Origin of the sequence: Fontibacillus panacisegetis (assembly GCF_900102215.1) — a bacterium.
Taxonomy (GTDB): domain Bacteria; phylum Bacillota; class Bacilli; order Paenibacillales; family Paenibacillaceae; genus Fontibacillus; species Fontibacillus panacisegetis.
The window spans coordinates 1-18,201 of record NZ_FNBG01000042.1; the positions used below are offsets into that span (position 1 = coordinate 1).

An 18,201-nucleotide genomic window follows, 5' to 3' on the forward strand; every position below is an offset into this window, starting at 1 on the left:
AAAAATACAGTTTTTTTAAAGTAGCCATGAAAGGATGAACAAAAGCCTGCAAAAATGCAGGAATATGGTTCAGAATAGACTAGTTTGAAGAGAATCCTTAGAGAATGCCTGCACATTTGCAGTAATTTAGGGCATTTAGAGGCTTTACATGATCAAAGCCTGCACAATTGCAGGAATTTCAGGAATTCCGCATCATGCACTATTACACATGAGATACGGTCATAGAATGTGTGGCAGGATCAAGCGGCGCAGGGATCATCTTCCTTGCACCCTACTTTTGGGACAGCCCCTTGCCCTTTACATTTACGCAATCGACGTATTATTTAGGTAACTGGAACGAGCTCTTCAAGGATACAACCAAGTTAAACACAGGATGCCCTGGAGTCGAATATTTAGAATCGACATTGAAGTAGCCATGACGGAAAAATTGGAATTTATCCTGTGGCTTCGCATCCTTCATTCCCGGTTCTACAAAGCCATGCTTGATGATCAGAGAGTTCGGGTTCACCTTATCAAGGAAGTGCTTCTCTTCTTGGCCTTCTTCCACTTCTTCATCCAGAATAAGCGGTTCATAAAGACGGAATTCGGCGGGAACAGCCTGACCGGCATCTACCCAGTGAATAGTACCCTTTACCTTACGGCCTGTAAATCCGCTGCCGCTTTTTGTTTCAGGATCATAAGTACAATGGATTTCAACAACGTTCCCCTCTGCATCCTTAATCACATCGTTGCACTTAATGAAATAAGCATGCTTCAGACGAACCTCGTTGCCAGGGAACAAACGGAAATATTTGCTCGGTGGATTCTCCATGAAATCCTCGCGTTCAATGTAAATTTCACGCGAGAACGGAATTTGACGATTGCCCATTTCCGGATTTTCACTGTTGTTCTCAGCTTCAAGCAGCTCAGTTTGTCCTTCCGGATAGTTAGTAATTACTACCTTCAGAGGATCAACAACCGCCATCGTACGCGGAGCCTTCAGCTTCAAATCCTCACGAATGAAATGCTCCAGCATTTTCAGATCGACAGCACCAAAAGCTTTGGAGATCCCGGTCTCAAAAATAAATGCTTTAATCGCTTCAGGAGTATAGCCGCGACGACGCAGTCCCGAAATCGTTGGCATACGCGGATCGTCCCATCCATCTACATGACCCTCGTCGACCAGCATTTTCAGCTTCCGCTTACTCGTTACTGTTTGCTCCAGATTCAAGCGGCCAAATTCATATTGATGAGGCACGTTTGGCATTTCAGTCTCCGCAATTGTCCAATCGTAGAACGGACGTTGATCCTCGAACTCCGTCGAGCATAAGGAATGCGTGATACCTTCAATCGCATCTTCCAGCGGATGAGCGAACGTATACATCGGATAAATACACCATTTGTCGCCCGTATTATGATGGGAGGCATGTACGATACGGTAAATAACCGGATCACGAAGATTTATGTTAGGAGATGCCATATCAATTTTTGCGCGCAGCACTTTTTCTCCGTCCTTGAATTCCCCGTTACGCATCCGAGTGAACAAATCAAGGTTCTCTTCTACCGAGCGATCGCGGTATGGACTATTTTGTCCGGGCTCAGTCAGCGTACCACGATATTCACGAATTTGATCCGCGCTGAGATCGTCGACATAAGCTTTACCTTTTTTAATCAAAATAACCGCACGATTGTACATTTCTTCAAAATAATCGGAAGCAAAAAACAAGCCTTCCCAATCAAAACCAAGCCACTTTACGTCTTCCTTAATGGAATTTACGTATTCTGTATCTTCTTTTACCGGATTAGTATCATCAAACCGCAAATGTGTACGGCCATTGAACTCATCAGCCAGCGTGAAGTTAATCCAAATCGCCTTGGCATGACCGATATGCAAATATCCGTTAGGCTCTGGCGGAAAACGTGTGACAACAGTGTCTACTTTGCCGTTTTTAAGATCTTCTGAAATAATATTTTTTATAAAGTTTGGAGGGGTGCAGTTGTTCTCCACGAGTATCAACCTTTCCATTCATTAAATATCTGTTTATGTTCTCCGATTTTTCTTCTTCTAAATATACCGATATATGGACAATAGTTCAATGCCTCAGGATTTTCTTACCATAAAAAATAGAAGCCGAACATTTGCCACTCGCTGTTCCTGTTAGTGCTCCCGTTAGTTCCTTACCAAAGCAGGCACAGGGCACCACATCAAAATATCGTCTATAAAACGCCCATCTAAGTAAAATTCCTCTACGAGCCGCCCTTGTTCAATAAAACCACAGCTCTTATAAAAGGAGATCGCGTTTGGATTTGAAGCTAACACACGTAAAGACAGCTTCCGAACGCCTGATTTCTCAGCTATCACTTTCATCTCATCCATCAGCTTACGACCAATGCCTCGTCTCTGGTAATCAGGATGAATCGCAATATTTATATCATAGACATGATTGTTGCTCTGTAAAGGCGTGGGTGAGCTAAATCCCATATACCCGCAGATATCCTCTCCAATGCCTGCTACGATTTGGCTGCCTGGAGGGCATCTCTGTAAGTAATGCTCCTTGGAGCTCCACTGGATTTCACCACTGGGAGTAGATTGCTTATCCCATACCAGCGAGTCCAGCTCCATTAAAGATGCAGCATCACGTATCTCTGAAAGTCTGACCCAAACGGAATTTGCCTTATCAATATCTGTCATAACCTCATTCTTCCTTTCCCATTTGCCACAAAAAGCATCCCGTCCTATTTGCTACATAGTGATGTATGCCTTCTGTTCTCGTTCTCGGTTCATGTATGCATGTAAACTGAACGAAATAATTGAAAATGTTGCGATAATTACGGAAAGCCATACAACCGGAACAAGTCCGTTCCAATCAAATAACATTCCCATCGTGTAAGGCCCAACGACTCTTCCCGCCGCTCCCATACCGCCAACTACGCCGATATAGAAAGGGGCTGATTTACCGGTATGCTCTGATATAAACTCAGGGATCGCAGGTGATATGAGCATTTCCCCAAAGGTTGCCAGCACCATTGCCAGCACCATGCTAGGGTAAGTAGGGTAGACCAATATTGTAATATATCCCATCATATAAAAAATTGCACTTGCTGTCATTTGTGATTGTGCCGAGCCAGCAAATGTCCTTCTGATCCAAGAAATGAACGGCTGCCCTACAAAGATCAGTACACCGTTTAAAGTCCACAGAACACTATAATACCATTCCGGCATCCCTCTGGAGATGGTATAGGGAGCAACTCCGTTGTTCCATACACAATTTCCCAGCCATAAGAACAAAGAACCTATACCCATAAATAAATACACCTGATATTTAGTCAGTAGTGTCCATGGGCTTTCAGTCTGTGTACTTTTCTTCTTTTCGACATGTAATTCACCTGGTTTTATTTGAACTTTGTTCAAATAAAACCAGAAAAAGACCGCAAAACACCCTGAAGTTAATCCATTTAATATAAATGTCATGTTGTAAGAAATTTGTACCAAAAATCCACTGAGCGATGTACCTAACGCCACCCCAATGTTGTTTGCAACATAAATAGCATTAAATAATTCTCCTCTGCGTTCAGGAAAACGAAAGCCAATAAAAGCCTGCATCGCCGGCATTGAAATCGCATTAAAAAACCCTATCATCGCCATTAAACACATATAAAGGCTCCAATTACCGCTTCCAAAGGGCAAACTCAGCAAAAATAATGCGTTCAAGCCAAGACCGCCAACAATCAAGCGTTTTACCCCAACCCGATGATACAAGGCCCCGCCAAGAACTTGACCTATGATGCCTCCAATCGACATGACTAATATAACCAGTCCTGCGTCTGTCACGGTTCTGCCTAGAATTTTGAACACAAACATTGTAACCAAAGGCCACAATAGAGCATTTCCGGCCGAATTGATCAGGCTGGCGATAAGGAGTATTCTTACCTCCTTTGGATATGACTGCCACCATTTCATATATCTTTTCTCCCCCCACTTACCCCATGCATGCTTAACCTAAAAGTCCGGCTCCAGCCATGCTTGTCCTATCAATTGAAGTAAAGAGGCTCACTCAGGAGCCCCTCGATCATCATCAAATATAACCAATTCCAGAGTACTTAACAGTATCTCTCAAAATGTTTTTTCTAGCAATCTATTTGTTCTCACTACGCTTTACTTCCACAACGGTAGAGAAAAATACAGCTCCGCCACCCATATCTGCTAGTCGATCAGGAGTTAGCATGTTGGCACGAGTATTTCGGCCGCCCTGCCCCCACCATAGCCCTTGACTTATCACGGTACCAGGCAGCATTTTATCCATAACAGAAGCATTGACCAAATATCGGCCTCTATCGTTCCAAACGACGATCCTATCGCCATTCTCAATTCCCCTTACCTTTGCATCTTCAGGATGAATTTGCAATAAAGGCTCCTTTTCCAAGGCTTGCAGCTTCTCTACATTACCAAAAGTCGAATTCAAGAAGCTGTGATTAGGAGGTGAAATGAACATCAGCGGATACTCCGCCCCTTTAGCTGGACGTTGCTCACCATCATAGCCTTCAATCAGTGGAATATAAGTTGGCAGCGCAGGCAGTCCTGCTTCCGCCATCCTGCTTGAGAACAATTCAATCTTACCTGATGGAGTTGAAAGAGACTTCAGGAAGTGAGCTTTAGGAGTCATGTTCAGCTTCACTGAGCGCTGTTCCTTCAGGGCGTCTAAAGTAACACCGTGCAAATATGGATTATCAGCGTAATCCAGTGCCTGAGCAATCAAATCTTCCTCACTGTCACGAAACGCGTTCTCTTCAAATCCTATAGCAGTAGCTAGTAATCTGAACATCTCAACATTGCTCTTGCTCTCACCTCTTGCAGGAATAACAGGCTCCTGAAGCTGAACGTAATGATGCCAATATGAAGTGTAAATGTCTGTATTTTCAAAGGACGATGTAGCAGGTAACACAATATCCGCGTATTTTGCCGTGTCAGTGATAAATAAATCATGGACTACAGTGAACAGATCCTCCCGCAGCAGTCCTTGCTCCACCTTGCCTGTATCAGGGGCAACCACAGCAGGATTGGCGCAATAGACAAACAGCGATCTGATCGGAGGATCAAGACTGAGCAGCGCCTCTCCGATTTGATTCATACTGATCGTACGTGCATCTGGATTAGGTCGAAGATCAGGACGCTCCAACGCCTCCCCGTTCATCGATCCGTACGCCCCATTGGATTTGAAAGCTCCTCCACCCGGAATGAGCCATTGCCCTGTCAGCGCTGGCAAACAACAAATCGTGCGTACCGCCATACCACCGTTATCATGATGCTGAAGACCATTGCCAATATGAATATAAGCGGGAGAAGTTTCTCCGTACATCAACGCCAGCTTAACAATGTCATCCGCAGGAACGCCAGTAATGCTTGCAACACGTTCAGGAGTATACATCTTCACATGCTCTCGTAGCTCTTCATGACCTAACGTAAATTCCTGCATGAACTGTTCATTAACAAGTCCACGTTCAAACAGGACATGCATCATACCGAGAGCGAGTGCACTATCCGTTCCGGGATAAAGAGGAACAAACCAGTCTGCCCGTTGTCCCGTACGATTGCGATGAACGTCGATCACAACCAGCTTGGCTCCCTCCTTGCGCCCCTTCTCAATCAGAGCAAGCTGATGCATATTCGTGCTGACAATATTGCCTCCCCATACGATAAATAGCTTAGTATGAACTAACTCCTCTGGACTGACACCACCGCCAAAGCCCATCGTATATTTCCAGCCCGTCGATCCTGCCGAGTTGCATATTCCTTGCTGCAGCTGTGATGAGCCTAGCCGGTGGAAGAAACGTCGATCCATACCATCTACACTTAAAATTCCCATGTTTCCATAAAAGCTGTAGGGCAATATCGATTCCGAGCCATACTCGGCTATTAGATTTTTATATTTACTAGCGATTTCTGATACAGCTTCATCCCAGGAAATCCTCTCGAACTTCCCTTCACCCTTGGCTCCAACCCGGCGCAATGGATAAAGCACTCGCTCAGTATGGTACACTCTCTCTGTCATATTCCTGACCTTATTACAAATCGCCCCACCGGTAATGGGATGCTCAGGATTACCAGTTACTTTCGTGATTACCCCGTCTTTTTTATGTAATACCAGACTGCATGTATCCGGGCAATCAAGCGGGCACACTGCAGGAAATACGCCATTATCTTGATGAATCATTCTTGTCATATGTGTCCCCTCCTGTCTCCTATCTCGCTGTTAGAAACTGCTGTTGAAGGCCAATCAATTCTCTAGTCATTGTAGATAAAAGCAGTGTTTATGTCTACAGCATTGAAATGGAACGGGAGGTACGGTGAGGTTAAAGTGGAAAGGGTGATGGGAGTTGAGGGGGCCTATGACTAGGTGTGTGGTGTATGGGTACTATTCGGAGTGTAATGTGTAGGCCGTGCGGATTGCCCTATGGAGTGCGTGCTATGTGGAGTTAATGGGAGCTATAAGCTATAGCTATAGTTAAACGGATGATGCAGATATCATTTGGGCTTTGTTTTCGGGTGAATTCGGACGACGAAATTGCTGCAAGAGTGCATCTTTTTATCAATGAGCCAATGCACAAATTAAAGTCCCTGCAAAAGTGCATCTTTTTGCGATAAACCCTCAAGTTTCGATCCTTTTGGGCTGAAATTGCTGCACTTTTGCAGGCTTTTCTCAAGTATCTGCTATTTCGTATGAAAATTCCTGCACTTTTGCAGGTTCCCATACGAGCAGACGCAAAAAAGACCACTTCCTAATCATCATCATAATAGGAGTGAGTGGTCTCTACGCATGTTGATTTAACTTATTTATTTCAATGAAGTTGCGGAGGTACTATTCGCATTGGTTGATGCTGAAACAGAAGCTGACTCAGTATCTCCCTTTAAGTATGCCATCCAATACGCTCCTGCCACAAATATGGCTCCTCCTGTCAAGTTACCCAGCCAGACTGGAACAAAGTTAGCCAAGTATTCTCCCCATGAGTAGTATCCTTCAAAAATCGCCGCAGGGATCAGAAACATATTAGCGACAACGTGCTGAAAACCGATTGCTACAAACGCCATGGTCGGAAACCAAATTCCAAGTATTTTGCCACTCATATTGTCCGCGCCATAAGATAGCCACACGGCAAGTGCAACGAGCCAGTTACAGCCGATCCCGGATACAAAAGCCTGCACAAAGCTGTCATCCAGCTTATGCCCCGCCATATCCACAAGTTTGTCGAGATACGGACCACTTGCTGTTAAGCCAACGACATGTCCGAAGAAATACGCTACGAATATTGCTCCAACAAAATTACTTATCGTAATAAGTACAAGGTTCTTGCATACATCAATCGTCGAAATTCGCTTAGCCATACGAGCGAGCGGAACAGCCATCATATTACCGGTCAGCAGTTCCCCCCCACCAAGCAGTACCAAAATAAGTCCTACCGGAAACACCGCGGCTCCTATAAAATTAGCAATACTTCCCCATTCCTTAGGAGAGTTGCTGATGACCCGAATATCGAGCAAGAAACCAAGTGCAATAAAAGCGCCGCCTAAAAAGCCGAGCACGAGCACAGTTAATAGGGGGTTGTGGGCCTTTTTAACACCGGTCTCTACAGTCACTTTTGCAATTTGATCCGGTTTGTTATATGCCATGATTTTTCTCCTTCTGACGATACAGTCTCTGTCGTCTAGATAATATGGACTCCGTTAACATTGTACCGTGGCTCTTTCCGTAAATAAGTAACATAGGTCACGATTTCGCTTACATAGTGAAATAACTCACAAGAAAACGCACCATTATGTAGATATCCCCGAAGACCTCCAACGTAAGATTTTATGGAGTATTCTTCGGGGTTATTAATTAGGCCAGAACGCCCTCTTTAGCAATAGTCGGAACTTCAGGCAACGCTCCGAGACCTGCTGTATTCAAGAAATTCCAAGGCTTGTTATAATGCGGCTGGAAGAAGAAATCGACGAAGGCGAGCTCTTCCATTTTCATACTGTTCTGAATACAGACCGAGATGGTATTGATCGATTGTGTCAGGTCCACTTTGGACATGATTTGTGCACCGAGAATTCGTCTCGTTCCTTTTTCGTAAACAACCTTCAGCATAACTTCCTCATGTGTAGGCATAAACTCAGGGCGATAGTTATCAGTGATCATAACCGCTTCCGCCTCGATTCCTGCCTCTTTAGCAGCTACCTCCGTCAAGCCAGTACCCGCGATATTATCTTCATAGATTTTGATGCCCGAAGTACCTTGTGTCCCCATATATTTCACGGTAGGAGCAACCAGATTGCGAGCTATGAGAGTTCCCATACGAACCGCATTTGTTGCTAATGGGATGTAAGCCGCTTTTCCCGTTGGGTTATAGAAAATAGCGCAGCTATCTCCCGCCGCATATACATCTCTTGTGCTCGTTCTCATATATTCATCAACGACAATCGCACCGTTATCCAGCATATCAACCTGACCCTGAAGCAGCACCGTATTCGGACGGAAGCCGATGCACAATATAACGAGATCTGCTTCATATTCTCCCCGATCCGTCACCACTTTGTTGACTGTACCTTCGCCTTCAAATCGGACGACCTTTTCTCCAAGAGCAAGAACAATTCCGTGATCCTGTAAGGACTTTTCAATTTTATCCGTATACTCTGCGTCTAAATATTTGCTCAGAATTCGATCCTCAGCATCAATTAGCGTAACTTGCTTACCGTTCAGTTGAAAGGCTTCTACCAATTCCACTCCGATATATCCTGCACCGACAACGACAATATGGTTCGCCTGTTTGGATTTTTCAATGATTGTGTTGGAATGGTTGAAGTTTTTCGAGAGCAAAATGTTATCCAGTCCAATTCCCTCGAACTTAGGAACAACAGGCCACGAGCCGGTAGTAACAATCAACTTGTCAAAAGTATCTTCGAGCTCCTCCCCGTTTTCCAGGTTGCGTGCACGCAGTGTTTTTCCAGTCGTATCGACTGAAATGACCTCATGCCGCATTTTTGTAATTACACCAAGCTCAGCTAGCTGCTGAGGCGAGGAGTAGAACAGTCCCTGCGGGTCCTCCACCATACCTCCGACATACAAAGCTATGCCACACGATAAAAAGGATATATTATCATTACGTTCATACACCGTAATTTCTGCCTCCGGATAAAGCTTGGCTGTATTTACAATCGCTGCTGTCCCTGCATGTGTACATCCGATAACTGCTACTTTCATCATCAATTCCTCCAGAATAAATTATTTTAATAATGTGAAATTATTCACTTTTGACCGAATACTTTCGTATTGAATGGATCAAATTACCTTCCTGCATCAAGAACACTTACTTACGTTGCTCATAAACATAAAAAAATAAAACTCGATTTGGTTGTGAAATTAATCACCTTTAAGTATATTATAGTGTGACTTTTTTCACATTTCAAGAGGTAATTTATTAAATTTTAAATATTATCTCTTTTAGCTATTTATAAAAAAATCCCCTGAATTCATCCTGCTCATTGAATTCAGAGGATTCTAACTATTTAGACCCGGACTTAGCGCCTGTCCCGGTGTTTTTCATGAGCCACAAGAAATAAGGAGCTCCAAGCAAGGCAACGACAAGGCCTGAAGGAATTTCCTTCGGCGCCAATACGACACGGCCAGCTATGGTTTGCTACAGGGTAGAGGCAACTTTATTTGCAAGCTCCCGTTCATCATTTTTCTTTTCGAGCTTATTGCGATTCCCTTTGCCCTCTGAAGCAGCACGATAAAGCTCATATGGAAGACATAATGGCACACCACTTCGAGGGTCTGTCACGATATCAGCCTCAATTCCGAATACTTCACGAAGCACCTCAGAAGTGACAACCTCCTCCGGAGTTCCTGAAGCAATGGCTTGCCCCTTCTTGATCGCAATCATATGATGCGCATATCTGGCAGCATGGTTCAAGTCATGAACTACCATAATAATGGTACGCTGTGACTCAACATTAAGCTCCTCCAATAGCTGAAGTACTTCTAATTGATGCGCCATATCGAGGAAAGTCGTAGGCTCATCCAAGAACAGAATATCCGTTTCTTGTGCCAGAGCCATAGCGATCCAGGCCCGCTGCCGTTGACCTCCAGAAAGCTGTTCCAATGCACGATCACTGAATTCGATCATTTTGGTAGCCTCGATCGCCCATTCTACCACTTTGCGATCTTCTGCCTTCAGTCCGCCAAAGCCCTTTTGATGAGGAAAACGACCATACGATACCAGCTCATAAACCGTTAGTCCTTCAGGAGCTGTAGGATTTTGTGGCAAAATAGCCAACTGCTTCGCTACTTCCCGCGTCGACTGCTTATGAATGGACTTGCCATCCAGCAGCACGCTGCCGGCTTTAGGATTTAATATCCGAGCCATCGTCTTTAGAATCGTCGATTTACCAGAACCGTTAGCACCTACAAGAGCCGTCACCTTACCTTCCGGAATGGAAATATTCAAATCCTCGACGATTAAGCGATCCTCATAGGCAATATCCAGATGAGAAGTCTTTAACGATATCATGGCCACTCTTCCTTTCCGTGAGTCATTTCGCTGCACGGGTGTACAGAGCATAACTCACTACATAAACGGAAATTTATGATTTTATTTTTATTTGAACCACCAATTCTCACTTCCTTAAAGATACTGATAATCATTATCATTTGTCAATATTAAAATTTAAATATCTGTCTATTCTGTTCCATATAGCAAAAAGACCGAAGGCTTTCAAGGCCCTCGGTCCAATTCATGTTTTCGCAATATCAGGGATTCGCCATTACTGGAACAGCATTGTAGTATTCCTCTAATGTAATGTTATTATCTACAATGTATGTTGCAATTTCTACACCAACATAGCGGAGATGCCAAGGCTCGTACTTATAGCCTGTGATGGATTCTTTCCCTTCTGGATAGCGGATAATGTAGCCGTATTCTCCTACATGCTCTGCCAGCCATTTAGCTTCCTTTGTATCACCGAAGCAATCTTCAGCCGCGCATTTTCCGTCACTGCCAGACACATCAATCGAAAGTCCTGTCTCATGCTCACTATGGCCTGGTACTGCGCTGTATGTTTTTGCTTTTTCCTCACCATCTTTAGCTACATAGCGATTAAACAGAGAGGTCTGAGTACTGTGTGAACGGTAAGCCGATACCCCTGCCAAATAAATTCCATCCTCTTCTGCCCCAGCAAACAATTTCTCAAGCGCTGCTGCCGCTTCGCTACGCATCATGCGTTTTTCAATTTTCTCTTTAAAGGTGAAGCGTACATCAGGATATACTAGATCAGTCGGTACATGATCCTCCGGAAGAGCAAATTCCTTGTTAACTAGCACAGCCACACTATTTGCGTCAGCCGCTGCCGACTTGTCCGGAGAGTTACTTTGGTTAACTGCCGAATCCGAGTTTCCTTCTCCTTCTACTTCTCCATCTACTTTACCGTCCCCTGAGTCAGTATTGCTATTTGGGGTTGTATTTTCAGTTCCATTTACTTCAGATTGAGAGGATGTTGGATCACTGTTTTTAGTTTCGGTTGATCCATTATCACTGCATCCTGCAAAAACAACAGCCGCCAACACCAGGGTCAGTGCAGTCATTAACGATCCTTTAACCAGTCTCTTACGATGGAAGAGCCACTCTCTTACGATATTTTTCATTGTGCTTCCTCCTTGCTTTTTGCTTCTCACCGATTCAACAAAAATAACTTAACGACCTCTTCGTCCGCCCTGATCTCTGCCGCCACGACGACCGCCTTGTCCTTCACGACTTTGTTGACGTCCATTCCCACTATTGTTATTGCGCCCTGAACCGCCCGTACTGCTTACGCGGCTCCTGTTACCTTTACTTTGTTGGCCGCCTTGACCGTGCCCTTGGCCGCCCTGATTGCGCGAGCCTTGACCACGAGAGCCTCTTCCACCTGTACCTTGGCCGCGTGAGCCTCGACGTGATCCTTCTCTGTCCGAATCTTGACGACGTAATCCATCCTCGCCACGACGTGAACCTTCACTAGACATTGGCCCAGCCGATAATCCACTTTTTTCGTTACGCTGACGTTCCAATTTGCGGTTAATACCTCGTTCAATATTTCGAAGTGCATCTATATCCCTAGGTGCTGCAAAAGTAATCGCAACTCCTTTTTCCCCAGCACGGCCAGTCCGACCAATCCGGTGAATGTAGTAATCCACTTCTTGAGGGATGTCATAATTGAATACGTGGGTAACTCCCTCAACATCAATACCACGAGCCGCAACATCTGTTGCAACAAGCAGTTCCAGCTTCGCATCCCGAAAAGCACGCATAACCTGCTCACGCTTGGATTGCGACAAATCGCCATGAAGCTCATCCGATTTAAAGCCGGCCTCCTGAAGCGCTTTATTTAGTGTACTTGCGCGACGTTTTGTCCGGCAAAAAATAACGGCCAAATATGGACGTTCCTTGCGAATCATATCAATTAACGTAGCCTGTTTGGCGCGATCCGTACATTCTACGACAATTTGGCGAATGCTATCGAGCGTTACACGTGAATTGTCAGCTACACGAATATCGTGGGGCTGATTCATATAGGTTTTTGCCAATCTTTTCACATTATCCGGCATTGTAGCTGAGAATAACATCGTCTGACGGCTTCTTGGCACACGTGTAATAATATCCTCGACTTCAGCAAGAAAACCCATATGCAGCATTTGATCTGCTTCATCTAATACGAGCGTGCGCACAGAGCCGAGAGTAAGAGAGCCACGACGCAAATGATCAAGCAGCCGTCCCGGTGTTCCGATGACAAGCTGTGTTCCGTTATGCAATTTACGCAGCTGGCGTTCCACATCTTGCCCACCATAAGCGGCTAGAACAGACATGCCTTCACGAGCTGCCGCTAACTTACGAGCCTCTGCCGTAATTTGAATAGCAAGCTCACGTGTCGGGGTAATGATTAATGCTTGTGCATCCGGACGATCTGTACGAATTTTCTCCATAATCGGCAGTAAAAAAGCAAGCGTCTTGCCCGTACCTGTCTGCGCCTGAACTACAGCGTCCTCGCCCGCTAACAAAGTCGGGATTGCCTTCTCCTGAACAGGCGTCGGAGTCACGATGCCTTGTCCCTGCAGTATATGAAGAAGAGCCGTTGAGAGGCCCATTTTCTCAAAAGTTGTTGTCAAATACATTCACCTCATTATTTAGTAGACGCCAGCATCATTATTTCTGTTACTGACATCGCTGTATCTCACAGCCCTCTTATTGTACCAGAGATTGCTCTGAAATACCTTTTAATAAACTAAAAAGAGCTCCAGGTTAACCCGGAACTCTAGCAGCCCATTTAGCTGCTTGCAATATTAGCTTCCGATATTCACTATGTTGAAAAGCGGACTGATCCCGCCCAGGCATCAAGTATACAACCCGACCCAAACCATAGTTATGGGCCCAGGCAGCAGGCTGCCATTCTCCTTCCAAACCATATTCCATCAAGACTGTCGTTTCCATAAAACGATCGAATTCAAACCAATAAGGCTCATCCTCAATTTCAAACGGCTCAATATTTTCCATAATGTCATGATCCGGGGTCGTGATTCTCATCTTCAGCTTGCGAATGGATGGGTGAGCCGTATTCTTGGCGCCAATCATTTGTGCCAGCTCATATTTCTTGTTAAGCACGATCCCGTTATGAAGTACCAGAAGTCCACCTCCACCACTAACATACGAGAGAAGGCCTGCCGTTTGCTTGGAGGATAATTTCTCCATCCATGTATCATGGTATGAAATACATAGATCATATGCCTCTAGGTTATCCTTCTCCAGCATTTGCTTATTCTCGGTACATTGTACTGTAAATTGCTCATACAAAATACGAGTTATCTCCTCATCCACCCCTTGTAGGGGATGAAATCTAGGATGAGTATAGTCTCCAATCAACAGTGCTTTTCTTTTATATATCGCGTTCATTTTGAACCTCCTATTGCTAAACCTTGCTTTAATACTATTCCAAACTATTCAATTATTTATTTTCTGCCACCATAGCCTTGGCCTCTCCGGCATAATAACGGGCCAGCTCAACCATCATGCTGCCCATTCGCTCTTCTTTAGGAGCAACAACCCGGGGAACTCCAGCCTCAAACAATCCTTGAGCCGTAACTTTACCTACTGCCACCGCGATTACTGTCCCTTCGAGCGCTTGGATAAGCTCATCCAGCTTGCTCTTTTTTGTGGCATGCTCCATCAGGAACCTGACTTGCGGACCACTCGTAAAAGTAACCGCATCTACTCTTCCCTCAGTAATATCGCATAACAGCTGTTCCAATGCTTCCTCAGGAGGCGCGATATGCCGATAAGGGAGTATTTGCTTACAGGTTGCACCTTGTTCTTCAAGCCAAGATACCAATCGGGGATTTGGGTCACCATATAACTGCAGCATTACAGTCTTATTATTCAAATCATATGCTGAAAGCTCCCGTATTAATCCTTCGGTACTTCCATCATCATCGCGAACCTTTATAGTAAGCTGACGTTTTTTTAGAGCATTTGCCGTTTTATATCCTCTGGCAGCTATGTTATTCTCGCGGAGAATGTCCCAAAGCTGTCCGGCAACCCCCATATCTTCAGCTAAATCAAACAACGCTTCTAATCCTACTCCCGTGGTAAATATCGACCAATCCGGCGGCGAGTTTACCCATGAAATAATCCCATTCCGCAAATCAAGATCATCCAAAATCACAGTTCCCTGTGCTGGTCTGTATAGCGGCACGCCTCCCATGTTCTCGACTAGCTTGCCAAGTTCCTGAGATCGCCTTGGTCCAGTAAGCGCCACTCTCTTTCCTTCCAGTCTACGCGCCATGTTCTCCCTCCGATTCAACCATATTACAGCTTTACACTAGTTCAAGCTTATACGACATGAGCATTGAAGTAAATCATTTCATCGCAACTATTCTCGCCTCGATGGCATATTTCATGACATGTTCAAAGAAAATAGCACCATTGTATCAATTACATAATTCCAAAGTACCTTAGCTGTCCTCCCCAAACTTTGTGATCGTTGACCTACCAGAAGGAGTTTGATGCTCTGTTCGCCACTTCTACGTCACCTTTGATGCTCATCCTCCCGTTTGATGCAACGCTAGTGGGCGTTTGCGTCAGATCGATTGCTTTTCATCAAAAAAATTGCACTTTCACATGTATTCTATATAATGTTTTCAGTAAACAAAAAGGACTCAGAAAGGACTGTCCCTAAGGGGAAAAAGCAGCTGTTAGAGCCTGAATAACGGAAATAACTTACCTTATTTCAGGAAATGAGTTCAATATAAGGGGGGACTAAAATGCGGGAGAATAGCTATTAACAAGGCGCCCTTGTAAATACTGTTGTTGAGAAAATGAGTACTAAAGACGAGGGGGATGTCACCACGCAGATAAAAATCCACTTATGGGACACCCCATTTATACAGATCAATCAGCCAGCCGATACCCGACTCCTCTGACAGTAGCGATATACTTGGAATCAACTGCACGGTCGCCTAATTTTTTGCGCAAACTTTTAATATGGACATCCACTACGTTACTGCCGCCAAGAAATGAAGTGCCCCATACTTCAGTAAGCAGTTCCTCACGCGAAAGTACTGTACCTTCGTGCTCAAGCAATTTCACGAGAAGCTCGTATTCGGTTTTGGTAAGCTCGATTTTCACTCCGTCACGGTAAACGGTCATTTTTTTGCGGTCAATCCACAAATCTTTAAAAATAGCTGGTGAGGTTCCTGTTAACAAACGCGATGACAACGCTCGAGGACCACTGCTGCGAATAATACGCTGAGCGTGATAAATAACTTCACCTGGGCGAGCAGGCCAAACCAGAAGCTCCTGGTTCATAAAGGACTGGTTCATACGTGAGATCATTTGTTCATTTACCAATAACAAGGATGGGGTATCGCCCGTCTCCTGTACCAATGATTTGACTTGCGCGGCTTCATCCGGATTACGAAAAGAAGTAAGGTCATAAATGAGCAAATCGGCTGCCTGTGCATTACGAATCCCTTGCTCCCAATGGTGAAAGACAAGCACATCGAAGCATCCGTCAGACAGATCGCCAACGAGTTCACGAATTCCGCTCGGATAAGGACTAACCAGGATCACTCGTTGTGTCACTGGACACATCTGAGGGTTCTCCATTTCCATATCAGGTTCTGTAATTTCCATACCGGACAGACTTTTGAACGGTGTTACCGTTCCCGAATGATTGATCCCCTTCGCTGTCACTTCTTCTGCTGACAAGATGGACACACCCCCCCAAATACGACATGAGCATGATGGACATCATAACCCGTCTCCTTAGCAACCGCTTTGCTCCAATCGGATGGAACATTCGACATCACTTCGTCAACTCGTCCGCACACTTCGCACAGAATGTGCTGATGGTCGTCCAGCTTGGCATCGTATCTGCTTGCTGCCTCCCCTAATTTCAGCTCGCGGATCATTTCTTTATCAGTCAAATACCTAAGTGAGTTATACACGGTCCCATATGCAAAATTATACCCTTGTTCCACAAGCCGATTCATCACTTCTGCAGCCGTAGGATGATCGTGGGCATTGCGGACTACGTCATATACCGCTTGACGCTGTGTCGTTAAATTTAATGATTTCATAATATATATCATTCCTTGTTATTTTTTTATTTAGAATTAGTATAAGTCTTATTTCATATGTAGTCAATGATACGTATACGAAATCGAAGGTATGATGGACCTACATTTTTTTCATACTACTCTTATAAGAAGAACTGTTTAAGGGGGCATTATTTTGATATCAAGAAAATACAAGGTACTGCTGTTATTTCTGCTCCTGAGCTGTATCTACACCATTTTTATCGATATATGTGTAGGCTTGCCGTGGAATACATTTATGATCAACTGGAAATATACACTGTTCACTCAAATTGAGCGATTTATCGCGGTGTTCATGGTCCTGCTTCTTGTCATTCCTGATCTGATCCGATACCTGCGACGTAAACAAGAGCACACCACTTCCAGTACCTCCAGCTCAAGCCCAGACACTAATTCAAATATTAATGCAAACCCAGATTCAGGCTTTAACCCAAAGTCAGGCCCCAGTTCTTGATCTGGAACGGAATCTATAGACGGTCGCAGCAATGATAAGAATAAGCGGTATCACAATAAAAAATATCGGATCAATAAAATACAGCGCTCGTCCACCCTTCATTACATGCTCACTGTAGTTGCGAGCGATCAAGATAGAGAACAGAAGTATGATAATAGCTGTCGGATAGAGCAGCTTTCGATATGGAACCTTGAACAGGTCGGACATGCCGATCACGGCAGCGTAATAGAACATGCTGATTTTGAAAAAATCTCCGATAATCAGCACCATAACTACGAGTATATCGGTTCGCTGTATAAAATCCGATATCGCAGCTTTACCAACCATCGTAAGCAGAGGAAATGATGAACGTTCAGCAATATCCACCCCTAGCGCAGATATAGTAACCATTGCCGTACCGCTGAGTATTAATCCTGAGAGTAGAACGGCCATATACCCCGCTCTGATTCCCTTTTTTTGATCTCCAAGAGAGGGCATGACCATTTTAAAGCAAATCACTTCAGCAAACGGAAACTGATAATTTTGTTTGATTATGGAATCAAATACAGGCATTACCCCATCTCCCAAAACAGGCAGGAGCCGACTCATTTCAATGATGTCAGAGAATAAAATGACGATCCCGATCAAAAACCCAAGCATTAAGGTGATAGCCAGAAAAATGGTTGCTGTTCGAGCCATAACTTCAATTCCCTTATGGAGCACATAGGCTACAGTAAGCACCATCATCAGGTTGACGATTGGAAGAGGCGTTTCCTTTAGAGTAGAACTGATGATTAACAATCCCCCGTCCAATAAATCTCGGGAAGCCTTGTTCATAAAAAACACCACATAAGCGATGCTGATAACTGTGCCCACATACTTGCCCAGCAATACCTTGGAATAGGATGTCGGCAGCATATTCGGAAATAGCTTGTACAGAATGGAGTAAACAGTAAAGAGCACCAGACCGATCAGCATACCAGCTAAAATAGCTATCCACGCATCTCTCCCGGATTGAATACCCAAATTTACGACAAGGGCGGTTCCAAGCTGAAACAGGACTAATAGAGAGAAAAACTGCATGGGTTTGATTTTGGTCGATTCCATACTGACGGTCATCCCCTTCCATAC

At 44.5% G+C, this 18,201-nt stretch carries 15 protein-coding genes and 1 pseudogene; 1 reads left to right on the forward strand and 15 read right to left on the reverse strand.

All coding sequences use genetic code 11. The features are described 5' to 3' along the window. Positions 1-319: 319 nt before the first annotated feature. From BLS49_RS22405 to BLS49_RS22465, 14 genes and pseudogenes are all read right to left on the reverse strand, one after another. On the reverse strand, positions 320-2,005 hold the full coding sequence (locus BLS49_RS22405) for a glutamine--tRNA ligase/YqeY domain fusion protein (RefSeq protein WP_091235962.1): 1,686 nt from the start codon (positions 2,003-2,005) through the stop codon (positions 320-322). A gap of 144 nt (positions 2,006-2,149) precedes the next feature. After that, entirely contained in the window at positions 2,150-2,671 is a 522-nt protein-coding gene (locus tag BLS49_RS22410; RefSeq protein ID WP_091235964.1) for a GNAT family N-acetyltransferase, read from the reverse strand. A gap of 51 nt (positions 2,672-2,722) precedes the next feature. Continuing rightward, complete coding sequence (locus BLS49_RS22415; protein ID WP_091235966.1) at positions 2,723-3,940, reverse strand: MFS transporter; 1,218 nt, start codon at positions 3,938-3,940, stop codon at positions 2,723-2,725. Between the two features lie 175 nt (positions 3,941-4,115). Beyond that, positions 4,116-6,191: a molybdopterin-containing oxidoreductase family protein gene (locus BLS49_RS22420; protein ID WP_091236011.1), complete on the reverse strand. Its 2,076-nt coding sequence runs from the start codon at positions 6,189-6,191 to the stop codon at positions 4,116-4,118. A 620-nt stretch (positions 6,192-6,811) separates the two neighbouring features. After that, a complete protein-coding gene (locus BLS49_RS22425; protein WP_091235968.1) occupies positions 6,812-7,645 on the reverse strand; it encodes a formate/nitrite transporter family protein in 834 nt (277 codons plus the stop codon). Positions 7,646-7,853: 208 nt separating this feature from the next. Beyond that, positions 7,854-9,218 carry an FAD-dependent oxidoreductase gene (locus BLS49_RS22430; RefSeq protein ID WP_091235969.1) on the reverse strand — a complete coding sequence of 455 codons (1,365 nt, stop codon included), beginning with the start codon at positions 9,216-9,218 and terminating at the stop codon, positions 7,854-7,856. A 301-nt stretch (positions 9,219-9,519) separates the two neighbouring features. After that, a pseudogene (locus BLS49_RS24635) lies at positions 9,520-9,648 on the reverse strand (iron chelate uptake ABC transporter family permease subunit); the annotation flags it as partial. 6 nt (positions 9,649-9,654) lie between these two features. After that, positions 9,655-10,527, reverse strand: coding sequence for an ABC transporter ATP-binding protein (locus BLS49_RS22435; RefSeq protein WP_245742715.1), 873 nt, complete (start codon positions 10,525-10,527; stop codon positions 9,655-9,657). Between the two features lie 239 nt (positions 10,528-10,766). Next, complete coding sequence (locus BLS49_RS22440; protein ID WP_245742717.1) at positions 10,767-11,657, reverse strand: M15 family metallopeptidase; 891 nt, start codon at positions 11,655-11,657, stop codon at positions 10,767-10,769. Positions 11,658-11,705: 48 nt separating this feature from the next. Beyond that, positions 11,706-13,160 (reverse strand): DEAD/DEAH box helicase, encoded by a 1,455-nt coding sequence (locus BLS49_RS22445; protein WP_175471514.1) that lies wholly within the window; start codon positions 13,158-13,160, stop codon positions 11,706-11,708. Positions 13,161-13,287: 127 nt separating this feature from the next. Then, positions 13,288-13,926: a ThuA domain-containing protein gene (locus tag BLS49_RS22450; protein WP_091236017.1), complete on the reverse strand. Its 639-nt coding sequence runs from the start codon at positions 13,924-13,926 to the stop codon at positions 13,288-13,290. 61 nt (positions 13,927-13,987) lie between these two features. Further along, positions 13,988-14,824 (reverse strand): uroporphyrinogen-III synthase, encoded by an 837-nt coding sequence (locus BLS49_RS22455; protein WP_091235971.1) that lies wholly within the window; start codon positions 14,822-14,824, stop codon positions 13,988-13,990. A 605-nt stretch (positions 14,825-15,429) separates the two neighbouring features. Further along, on the reverse strand, positions 15,430-16,248 hold the full coding sequence (locus BLS49_RS22460) for a winged helix-turn-helix domain-containing protein (RefSeq protein WP_245742719.1): 819 nt from the start codon (positions 16,246-16,248) through the stop codon (positions 15,430-15,432). Continuing rightward, positions 16,230-16,619, reverse strand: coding sequence for a Fur family transcriptional regulator (locus BLS49_RS22465; RefSeq protein ID WP_091235973.1), 390 nt, complete (start codon positions 16,617-16,619; stop codon positions 16,230-16,232). Before BLS49_RS22465 ends, BLS49_RS22460 begins: the two co-directional genes overlap by 19 nt. A 154-nt stretch (positions 16,620-16,773) precedes the next feature. On the opposite strand from BLS49_RS22465, the gene BLS49_RS24640 reads away from it, so the two are divergent. Next, a complete protein-coding gene (locus tag BLS49_RS24640) occupies positions 16,774-17,091 on the forward strand; it encodes a hypothetical protein (RefSeq protein ID WP_139173168.1) in 318 nt (105 codons plus the stop codon). On the opposite strand, the gene BLS49_RS22475 is transcribed toward BLS49_RS24640, so the two are convergent. Next, a complete protein-coding gene (locus BLS49_RS22475; protein ID WP_091235977.1) occupies positions 17,074-18,177 on the reverse strand; it encodes a GerAB/ArcD/ProY family transporter in 1,104 nt (367 codons plus the stop codon). The two genes, BLS49_RS24640 and BLS49_RS22475, sit on opposite strands and share 18 nt — an antisense overlap. Positions 18,178-18,201 lie beyond the last annotated feature (24 nt).

Coding starts and splice junctions, on each gene's coding strand:
- BLS49_RS22440 (WP_245742717.1), bottom strand. CDS start 11,657: ATGAAAAATATCGTAAGAGAGTGGCTCTTCCATCGTAAGAGACTGGTT.
- BLS49_RS22475 (WP_091235977.1), bottom strand. CDS start 18,177: ATGGAATCGACCAAAATCAAACCCATGCAGTTTTTCTCTCTATTAGTC.
- BLS49_RS22430 (WP_091235969.1), bottom strand. CDS start 9,218: ATGAAAGTAGCAGTTATCGGATGTACACATGCAGGGACAGCAGCGATT.
- BLS49_RS22455 (WP_091235971.1), bottom strand. CDS start 14,824: ATGGCGCGTAGACTGGAAGGAAAGAGAGTGGCGCTTACTGGACCAAGG.
- BLS49_RS22405 (WP_091235962.1), bottom strand. CDS start 2,005: ATGGAAAGGTTGATACTCGTGGAGAACAACTGCACCCCTCCAAACTTT.
- BLS49_RS22425 (WP_091235968.1), bottom strand. CDS start 7,645: ATGGCATATAACAAACCGGATCAAATTGCAAAAGTGACTGTAGAGACC.
- BLS49_RS22435 (WP_245742715.1), bottom strand. CDS start 10,527: ATGATATCGTTAAAGACTTCTCATCTGGATATTGCCTATGAGGATCGC.
- BLS49_RS22415 (WP_091235966.1), bottom strand. CDS start 3,940: ATGAAATGGTGGCAGTCATATCCAAAGGAGGTAAGAATACTCCTTATC.
- BLS49_RS22420 (WP_091236011.1), bottom strand. CDS start 6,191: ATGATTCATCAAGATAATGGCGTATTTCCTGCAGTGTGCCCGCTTGAT.
- BLS49_RS22465 (WP_091235973.1), bottom strand. CDS start 16,619: ATGAAATCATTAAATTTAACGACACAGCGTCAAGCGGTATATGACGTA.
- BLS49_RS22445 (WP_175471514.1), bottom strand. CDS start 13,160: ATGTATTTGACAACAACTTTTGAGAAAATGGGCCTCTCAACGGCTCTT.
- BLS49_RS22410 (WP_091235964.1), bottom strand. CDS start 2,671: ATGACAGATATTGATAAGGCAAATTCCGTTTGGGTCAGACTTTCAGAG.